General features: G+C 37.5%; 9 protein-coding genes. 7 read left to right on the top strand and 2 right to left on the bottom strand.

What is annotated here, in order from left to right:
* Positions 1–31 precede the first annotated feature (31 nt).
* Positions 32–628 (bottom strand): DUF1836 domain-containing protein, encoded by a 597-nt coding sequence (locus ACESM9_RS04490; protein ID WP_372995713.1) that lies wholly within the window; start codon positions 626–628, stop codon positions 32–34.
* A 276-nt stretch (positions 629–904) separates the two neighbouring features.
* Between ACESM9_RS04490 and trhA the strand changes: the two genes are divergently transcribed.
* Positions 905–1,549, top strand: a complete 645-nt coding sequence (gene trhA, locus ACESM9_RS04495) for a PAQR family membrane homeostasis protein TrhA (RefSeq protein ID WP_372995715.1) — start codon at positions 905–907, stop codon at positions 1,547–1,549.
* Between the two features lie 12 nt (positions 1,550–1,561).
* Here the strand turns inward: trhA and ACESM9_RS04500 are convergent, their stop codons facing one another.
* Positions 1,562–2,398, bottom strand: coding sequence for a ZIP family metal transporter (locus ACESM9_RS04500; protein WP_372995717.1), 837 nt, complete (start codon positions 2,396–2,398; stop codon positions 1,562–1,564).
* Between the two features lie 178 nt (positions 2,399–2,576).
* Here ACESM9_RS04500 and ACESM9_RS04505 point away from each other — a divergent pair, with 178 nt between their 5' ends.
* The 6 genes from ACESM9_RS04505 to ACESM9_RS04530 all read left to right on the top strand — a co-directional run bounded on the left by ACESM9_RS04505 (position 2,577) and on the right by ACESM9_RS04530 (position 8,433).
* Positions 2,577–3,323 carry a hypothetical protein gene (locus tag ACESM9_RS04505; RefSeq protein WP_372995719.1) on the top strand — a complete coding sequence of 249 codons (747 nt, stop codon included), beginning with the start codon at positions 2,577–2,579 and terminating at the stop codon, positions 3,321–3,323.
* A 61-nt stretch (positions 3,324–3,384) separates the two neighbouring features.
* Positions 3,385–3,945, top strand: coding sequence for a GNAT family N-acetyltransferase (locus ACESM9_RS04510; protein WP_372995731.1), 561 nt, complete (start codon positions 3,385–3,387; stop codon positions 3,943–3,945).
* 12 nt (positions 3,946–3,957) lie between these two features.
* On the top strand, positions 3,958–4,647 hold the full coding sequence (locus ACESM9_RS04515; RefSeq protein WP_372995721.1) for an alpha/beta hydrolase: 690 nt from the start codon (positions 3,958–3,960) through the stop codon (positions 4,645–4,647).
* Between the two features lie 229 nt (positions 4,648–4,876).
* Positions 4,877–5,770: a DMT family transporter gene (locus ACESM9_RS04520; protein ID WP_372995723.1), complete on the top strand. Its 894-nt coding sequence runs from the start codon at positions 4,877–4,879 to the stop codon at positions 5,768–5,770.
* A gap of 80 nt (positions 5,771–5,850) precedes the next feature.
* A complete protein-coding gene (gene ggt / locus ACESM9_RS04525) occupies positions 5,851–7,458 on the top strand; it encodes a gamma-glutamyltransferase (RefSeq protein WP_372995725.1) in 1,608 nt (535 codons plus the stop codon).
* 66 nt (positions 7,459–7,524) lie between these two features.
* Complete coding sequence (locus tag ACESM9_RS04530) at positions 7,525–8,433, top strand: helix-turn-helix transcriptional regulator (RefSeq protein ID WP_372995727.1); 909 nt, start codon at positions 7,525–7,527, stop codon at positions 8,431–8,433.
* Positions 8,434–8,509: the final 76 nt, after the last annotated feature.

The raw sequence follows: 8,509 nt of genomic DNA on the forward strand, positions 1-8,509 counted from the left end.
ATAAAACCGCCTTCTGTCATATATATATTGATTATTTCTCAACTTTGAAATACTCATCGATTATGCTTTCTGCAAGCCTTTTATTGAAAGCTGCCTGAGCAGCAAGTGCAAGAACAAGAAGAATTAAAGTTTGTTTATCATTATTGGTATCTTTAACTGTTTCAGAGGAAATAGATAAGACATGATCAAATACATCATTGAAATAGCTGCTGATGCTTTCCATATCACCTTCTTTTATTGTAAGATAGGCATTATATAACTCATCTAAATCCTCCTTAAGAACTCCTTTGGAACTATTGGTTCTATTGAAAAGGGGATCAAAAAGGAGTTTTATATCATTGATAGATAATATCTGTTTCAGATTATAAATCAAAGACAAAAGAATCATATGATTCTTATTATATTTTTTATTCTTCGGAGGCATTATAATTCTGGATTTTGTATAGTTATTGATCATTGTTTTTGTAAGAACCTTTTCTGATGGTTCCCTCTTGGTATCCCCAAGCTTATCATCGAATAATGTTGTTACCTGGTCTACATATAAATCGATACAAGGTATATCACTGAGCTGAATATCCTTGCATGATGATAATTTTTCAACTATTTTCAATAATGTTTCCCTATCCATTTGTATTATCATCTCCACCCTAAGCATTAAATACTGAACTACCTGATATACAGCATACAAGGGCTGACAAGTCCAGTATGGACTAAGCAATCATTCAGCAGGAGATTTACTTTACTATATGAAGGCTTATCAACAATATAATACTACAAATAGAAAAATTATAATATATTTTTTTGCATATTGAATATTTAGCATAAAACAGTTATCATAAACATAATATGTAGTATTTAAAACTAGATGAAAGATTAATATAAATGAAATGAGGGGATGAAATAAATGTTGAAAAAGCTAAGAGAGCCCGTAAGTGGATTGACTCATCTCGTGGGAGCAATAGTGTCAGCCATTGGAATGGTCATTCTGGTGATATCTGCTGTAAATAAAGGAACGGCTTCATATATTGTTTCAGTATCCGTGTTTGGTTTAAGCCTTGTACTGTTATACACAGCAAGTTCACTATATCATTTGCTTTCAATATCGGAGAAGGGTATTAAGATTCTAAGAAAAATAGACCATATGATGATTTACATATTAATAGCAGGAACTTATACTCCTGTATGCCTGATAGGATTAAAAGGAAGGTTGGGATTGGGGCTCCTTATCGGTATATGGATTTTAGCTTGTGTAGGCATAGTACTGAAGCTGGTATGGTTCAATGCTCCCAGATGGATCTATACTTCCTTCTATGTGATAATGGGCTGGCTTGCAGTTGTAGCCATTGTACCTTTGATAAGGGCTATCCCCTTGACCGGATTCGTATTGCTTTCTGCAGGAGGGATATTTTATACAATAGGAGCCATAATATATGGATTGAGATGGCCTCTTCGCAATAGTAAATATTTCGGCTTTCATGAGATATTTCATATATTTGTGATGCTGGGAAGCCTATCTCATTACATCCTGGTGTTTGGTTATTTAGCTTAAGATATTATATAGTTAACCTAATGTATTATCCAAAAACATCATCACTACAAAACCTATAAGCAATGCATGAGTTGCAAGTTTCGAGCTTCCTTCATGATTTTGAGTTTCCGGTATGATTTCATTGCTGATAACAAAAAGCATTGCACCAGCAGCAAAAGCCAAAGCAAAAGGCAAAATAGGTTTTGCTATTTGTACCAGTCCTACTCCTATAAGGCCTCCTATAGGCTCTACTAATCCTGTAGCCAAAGCTACCAGAAATGCTCTGAATTTTGAGTATTTTTCTCTAAGCAGCGGGAGAGCAACTGCAAGACCTTCAGGAAGGTTTTGAAGCCCTATACCTATTGCCAGGCTTATTCCATTGGCTATATCTCCGTCGCCAAAGCCAACACCCACTGCAAGGCCTTCAGGGAAATTGTGTATAGTTATAGCGATAACAAAAAGCCATATCTTGCGCATTGCAGGGCTCATATCTAAATTAAATAGGAAATTCCTCTTGTACCCGTTTCCATTCAACTCTTTCCCATTTACTGCATTAGTCAGCAAATTAGTATCAGGGAAGAATTTATCAACAAAGTCAATGAAGAATCCTCCACATAAAATTCCGATTAGTGCTATGGTGGCTCCAGGTATTCCTCCACCGCCTTTTTCAATGGCAGGAACTATTAGACTGAAGGATGTGGCTGCCAGCATCACTCCTGCAGCAGCTCCTAATAGAGCATCCAATAATTTTCTTGAGATGTTTTTTGTGAAGAAGACAGGTAATGATCCTATACCTGTAGCTAAACCCGCACAGGTACTTGCTGCTATTCCAAGCCATATAAGATTGAATTGGGATAAGTATTCTACCATTCAATAACCCCCTTTTTATCCGCTAATTCCATATTATGATTTGGGGGAGTTATGGTTACAGGTAACTAGCATAATAATCTCTTTTAGATTTAATTATGGGCAGACATAAGACTATGCGATATAATAAAAAGTATATAGCTGGAGTATCCTAATCCGTTATTGCGAAGGAGGGCTGCAAGTGAAGAGTTTGAATTATCGTTTAGCCGCTATTATACTGGTCTTAGTGTTAAGCATAGTATATCCTGCAGTAGTTTTTGCTAATTCAGCAGAACCACCTGGCTTCACTGTTATAGTACCCAACCCGCCTCATGACTTGTCATTAGCCATACACCTTTCGGATTATCAGGAGGCAGAACCAATTTTATTAAGCAAAGAGAGAAAAGGGTGGGAAGCATATTATCGTTTCTTCTATCACATGAGTCCCCTAAGGAATAAAAATCTTGAAGGGGCTGTCCTTATGGTTCAGTCCAGTGATAAAAGTTTTCAATGTCTTTTACCTGCATCAACTTTTAAAATGTACAATAATCTGCTGACACTGGATTTGGAGAAGGAAAGCCTGAAAACAGGTCAATCACCTTTAAGAATTCCTCTGCTGGTGTCCATGAGAGTGGTATTAACATTGATTATTGAAGGTTTCATTTTTCTTTTATTTGGTTATCGGAAGAAGGCAAGTTGGATTGCTTTTTTAATCATAAACTTAATTACCCAGGGAGGATTGAATGCTCTCTTGACGGGTCCTAATTTAGGTTCATATTGGATGATCGGTTTCCTTTTTGGTGAGATTATTATTTTAATCACTGAAACCATAGCATTTGCATCATTGGTGAAAGAGCATAAGAAAGGCAAAGCAGTTCTATACACAATTTTAGCCAATATTACAAGCTTGATAGTAGGCGGTTTGCTGATTTCCCATTTACCTGTATAAAACTATATTTATATAGTCTAAAGCAATACTTAATCTATATTTAGAAGGGTAGTGAATGCATATGTTAAATCATATGGGAACAAAAAAGCTGGAAACTAAAAGACTTATACTTAGAAGATTCACTGAAGAAGATGCTTTGGATATGTATAACAACTGGGCATCTGACCCGGAGGTGACCAAATTTATTACCTGGCCTACCCATAGTAGTTTAGATGTAACAAAAAGAGTTATTGGCATGTGGACAAGCAGTTATGATAACCTGGAATATTATCATTGGGTAATAGAGTTGAAAGAAAAGAGAAGTGCAATTGGAAGCATCAGTTTGATGAATATTGATAATAATATAGATGGTTGTGAAGTAGGATATTGTATAGGAAGAGCTTTTTGGAATAAGGGAATAGTCACTGAAGCTTTAAATGCAGTAATAGACTTTGCATTTAAGGAAGTCGGTTTTGAACGCATAACAGCACGCCATCATGTAGGCAATGACGCTTCTGGCCGTGTTATGGAGAAGTGTGGACTAAAATATGAAGGTACATTGCGAAAGATCAGCAGAAATGGTCAAGGCCAATTAGTAGATTGCAAATACTTTTCTATTTTGAAGGATGAATACTTAGGCTAAAAGGGAGGACACATGGAGAATAGCAAAGTCGGATGTATTGTAATTCATGGGTTCGGTGGAAATATATATGAAGTTGAACCCTTAGCTGAATATTTAGTCAATAAGGGTTTTGAAGTATCATGCCCTCAATTGAAGGGACATACAGGAAATAGACAGGATATGAAAAAGGCTACATATGAGGATTGGATAAGCTCGGCAGAGGAAGAACTATTGAGATTAAAAGAGAAGACAAATGATATAGCAATCATCGGTTTTTCTATGGGTGGCCTTATTGGGGTCAATCTTGCATGCAAGCATGATATTAAAGCTTTAGTAACAATAAATACTCCCATATATTATTGGAACTTGAAAAGAGTACTTCTAAACCTGCTAGAAGATATAAAGAATAGAAAAGCTGATAATCTTCAAAGATACATGAGGGCAAGAAAAAACTCACCGATTCCAGCCATGCATAATTTTTTGCTGCTCCTTAATCAGACCAAACCGTTATTATGCAAGGTGAAATGCAATGCACTGATTACCCAAGCCAAGGATGATGATACTGTGAGAATAAGAAGTGTTGACTATTTATCTGAGCATTTATCTTCAGAGCATAAGGAAATCAAATATTATTCTAATGGAGGTCACCAGATATTGAGGAGCCAATCAGCAGATAATGTTATTTCAGATGTGACAGCTTTTCTGGACTCATTACGCAATTAATATTGTATTTCCAAACTGAGAGTAATATAATAATATATGGAAATACTTAAGCAGGAGGTCGTCAATATGAAAAAATTATTGGTTATATCTTATGATAAATTTGCACGACCTATAGCTAAGTATTACTATATTATGTAAACTTTAGTTTTATATAATGATTAAGCCATAGGTACGTGTGTATCTATGGCTTTTATATTTGTAGCTTTTTTATTTGTGAGGAGGGGATAATATGAACAAGCAGATCAAGGCAGATTTGATGCTCCTTATGATTACGGTTTTCTGGGGAGCTTCCTATATGCTTACAAAATTAGGCCTTGGAAATTTAGAACCCTTTAACCTTACTGCCATCCGGTTTATCATAGCATTTATATTATCAGCGGCAGTGTTTCATAAGAAGGTTTTATCAGCAGACAAGAAGACCATTAAATATTCTTTGATACTTGGCATGCTATTGGTGGGTATGTTTATATCCATGACCTATGGCTTGCAGTATACTACAGCTTCAAATGCAGGTTTTTTGATAAGTCTTTCTGTGGTTTTGATACCTATTATTTCATTTTTCTTTTTAAAGCAGAAGATAGAAAAGAAGGTTATACTAAGTCTATGTTTAGTAATTATAGGAATAGCTTTACTGACCCTTGATACCCAATTCAGAATAAATGTAGGAGATTTGCTTTGTATATTATGTGCACTTTTTTGTGCTGTACATGTAATAGTAATAGGCATATATACAAAAGAAGTGGATTCAATAGCTTTAGGCATTCTACAGCTTGGTTTTGCGGGACTTTTTTGCATAATTATTTCCATGATTACTGAAAGTGTGAAGCTTCCCAATACACCCATTTCCTGGTTTTCTGTATTAATGCTGAGCATATTCTGTACTGCTGTAGGCTATATTGTACAATCCACCGCTCAACAATATACAAGTGCAACCCATACTGGGCTCATACTATCATTGGAGCCGGTTTTTTCCGCTATACTATCTTACATATTTTTAAAAGAAACCCTTGCTTTAAGAGGCTATATAGGTGCCGCGCTCATGCTGATAAGTGTCTTGAATGCAGAGTTGGATCTAAATAGCATTTTCAAAAGAAAGGATGAGAAGAAAAGCTTATCAGAATGATGGTGAGGAATGGTTTTATAACAATTATTTTGATAGTGTATAATAAAGATAAATGAAAAGGTAAGGAGAGACGAAAGATTATGAAATTTGATGCACTTAATTGCCCTTATAGCTGTAAAAGATATACTGCCTATGCTAAGAAAGGGATGGTAGCAACATCTCAGCCCTTAGCTGCAGGAGCAGGTATGGATATATTAAAAAAAGGAGGCAATGCCATCGATGCAGCAATAGCTGTAGCGGCTTGTCTCACCGTATGCGAGCCTACTTCCAATGGCATTGGCGGTGATGCTTTTGCTATCGTTTCCATTGGAGATAAACTCTATGGATTGAATTCCAGCGGACCAGCTCCAATGGGCATATCCATAGATAAGCTCAAGAAGAAAGGGTATACTGAAATACCCCGATATGGTTTTGTACCGGTAAATGTGCCAGGAGCACCTGCAGCCTGGGCGGCTCTTTCAAAGCGCTTTGGAAGGCTTCCTCTAAAGGAAGTATTGGCACCTGCTATAAACTATGCCCAAGAAGGATATCCCGTTTCTGTTATTATGGGGAGGAATTGGGCAAAGGCTTTTGACAGATATAGAGAATGTTTGAGAGGCGATGAGTTTGGGTATTGGTTCAAAACCTTTGCACCTTTGGGAAGAGCCCCAAAGATTGGAGAAATGGTGACTTTGCCTGACCATGCAAGAACTCTTATTGAAATAGCAGAGACCAATGCAGAATCATTTTATAGAGGAGAAATAGCAGAAAGGATAGATGACTTTTCAAAGCGATATGATGGATATATACGAAAAGAAGATTTAGAGAATTATGAGGCTGAGTGGGTAGAACCCATATATACAAAGTACAGGGATTATGAACTAAATGAAATACCCCCTAATGGTCAAGGAATAGTAGCATTGATGGCTCTTAACATATTAAAAGGTTTTGAGTTTAAAGAAAAAGATTCTGTTGATACATATCACAAGCAGATTGAAGCAATCAAACTGGCTTTTGAAGATGCCCAAAGATATGTGACAGATATGGGAAAGATGAAGGTAAAGGTTGAAGATTTGCTCTCTGATGCCTGGGCTGATGAGAAAAGGAAACTAATAGGCAAAACTGCCATAACCCCATACCCTTCAAGGGAGCAAAGCGGCGGTACCGTATATTTGGCAACGGCAGATGAGGAAGGAAACATGGTATCTTATATACAAAGCAATTATATGGGATTCGGCTCAGGCCTGGTAGTGCCGGAGACAGGGATAGCCTTGCATAACCGAGGACATAATTTCTCCTTTGATCCAAACCATCACAATGCCCTGGAGCCCGGAAAGAAACCTTATCACACCATAATACCCGGGTTCCTCACTAGAGACAGAAAGCCAATAGGACCTATGGGAGTCATGGGTGGTTTTATGCAACCTCAAGGCCATGTCCAGGTACTTATGAATCTTGTAGACTTTAACTTCAATCCCCAGGCAGCTTTAGATGCACCAAGATGGCAATGGATTAAAGGCAAGAAGGTGGAGATAGAAGATACTATGCCTAAGGAAATAGTAAAAGGCTTGGAAGATATGGGTCACGAAGTTGTGGTAACTGATGACAATACAGGCTATGGAAGAGGCGAGATAATATTCAGAGATGAACATGGAGTATTGGCAGGAGCCACTGAGAATAGGACGGATGGAACAGTTTTAGCTTGGTAACATCATGACAAAGCAAATCAAGAAAGATGTAGATAGATGATGTATCCTTTTCTTGGAGGTGAAATCATGGAAAGCTGGGAAAAGATTAATGGGGTCCAGCGAATGCAGGATTATATTGAAGAGCATCTCAACGAGAAGATTACTCTCAAGATGCTGGCACGGGCTTCAGGCTATTCGCCATGGTATTGCTCCAGGATTTTCAAAGAGCTCACGGGCAAAACTCCTTTTGAATATATTAGATTAATAAGGCTATCCAAAGCAGCAGAAAAACTTAGAGATAAGAATACTAAGGTAATCGATGTAGCTTTTGATTTTGTGTTTGATTCTCATGAGGGCTTTACCAGAGCCTTTTCCAGGCAATTTGGCATATCTCCTCATAGATATAAAAAGATAGTGCCGCCTGTTAAGCTTTTCATGCCGGAGCGGATCCGTGATTACTACCTCAATAAGCAAAAAGGAGAGGATAGGATGGCTAAGGATTCCAATGCAAATACTGTGTTCGTTCAAGTGGTTGACAGACCTGCAAGAAAACTTATACTAAAAAGAGGTATTAAGGCTACACATTATTTTGAGTACTGCGAAGAAGTAGGTTGTGATGTCTGGGATATACTATCGGGAATAAAAGAAGCTCTGTATGAACCCATAGGCATGTGGCTGCCAGAAAGTTTAATTAAACCGGGAACATCAGCATATGCACAGGGAGTAGAGGTTCCTGCAGACTATGCCGGACCTGTACCTGAAGGATTTGATGTAATAGAGCTTAAGCCCTGCAAGATGATGGTATTCCAAAGTCAGCCCTTTGATGATGACAAGTTTGAAGACGCCATAGATGAAATCTGGGAAGTGATGAAAAACTATGATCCCAAGCTGTATGGATTTGAATGGGCAGATGAAGATGCTCCCAGATTCCAGTTGGAACCTCAAGGATACAGAGGTTATATTGAAGCCAGATCAGTAAGGCAGATGGAAAGATAGTTGATTGTTCAGAGATAGGAGGAAAGTCTCCTATCTTTTTCTTTGCAAAACAAACAGATAGAAATCAATAATATGT

Source organism: Lutispora sp. (assembly GCF_041687175.1).
Lineage (GTDB): Bacteria > Bacillota > Clostridia > Lutisporales > Lutisporaceae > Lutispora.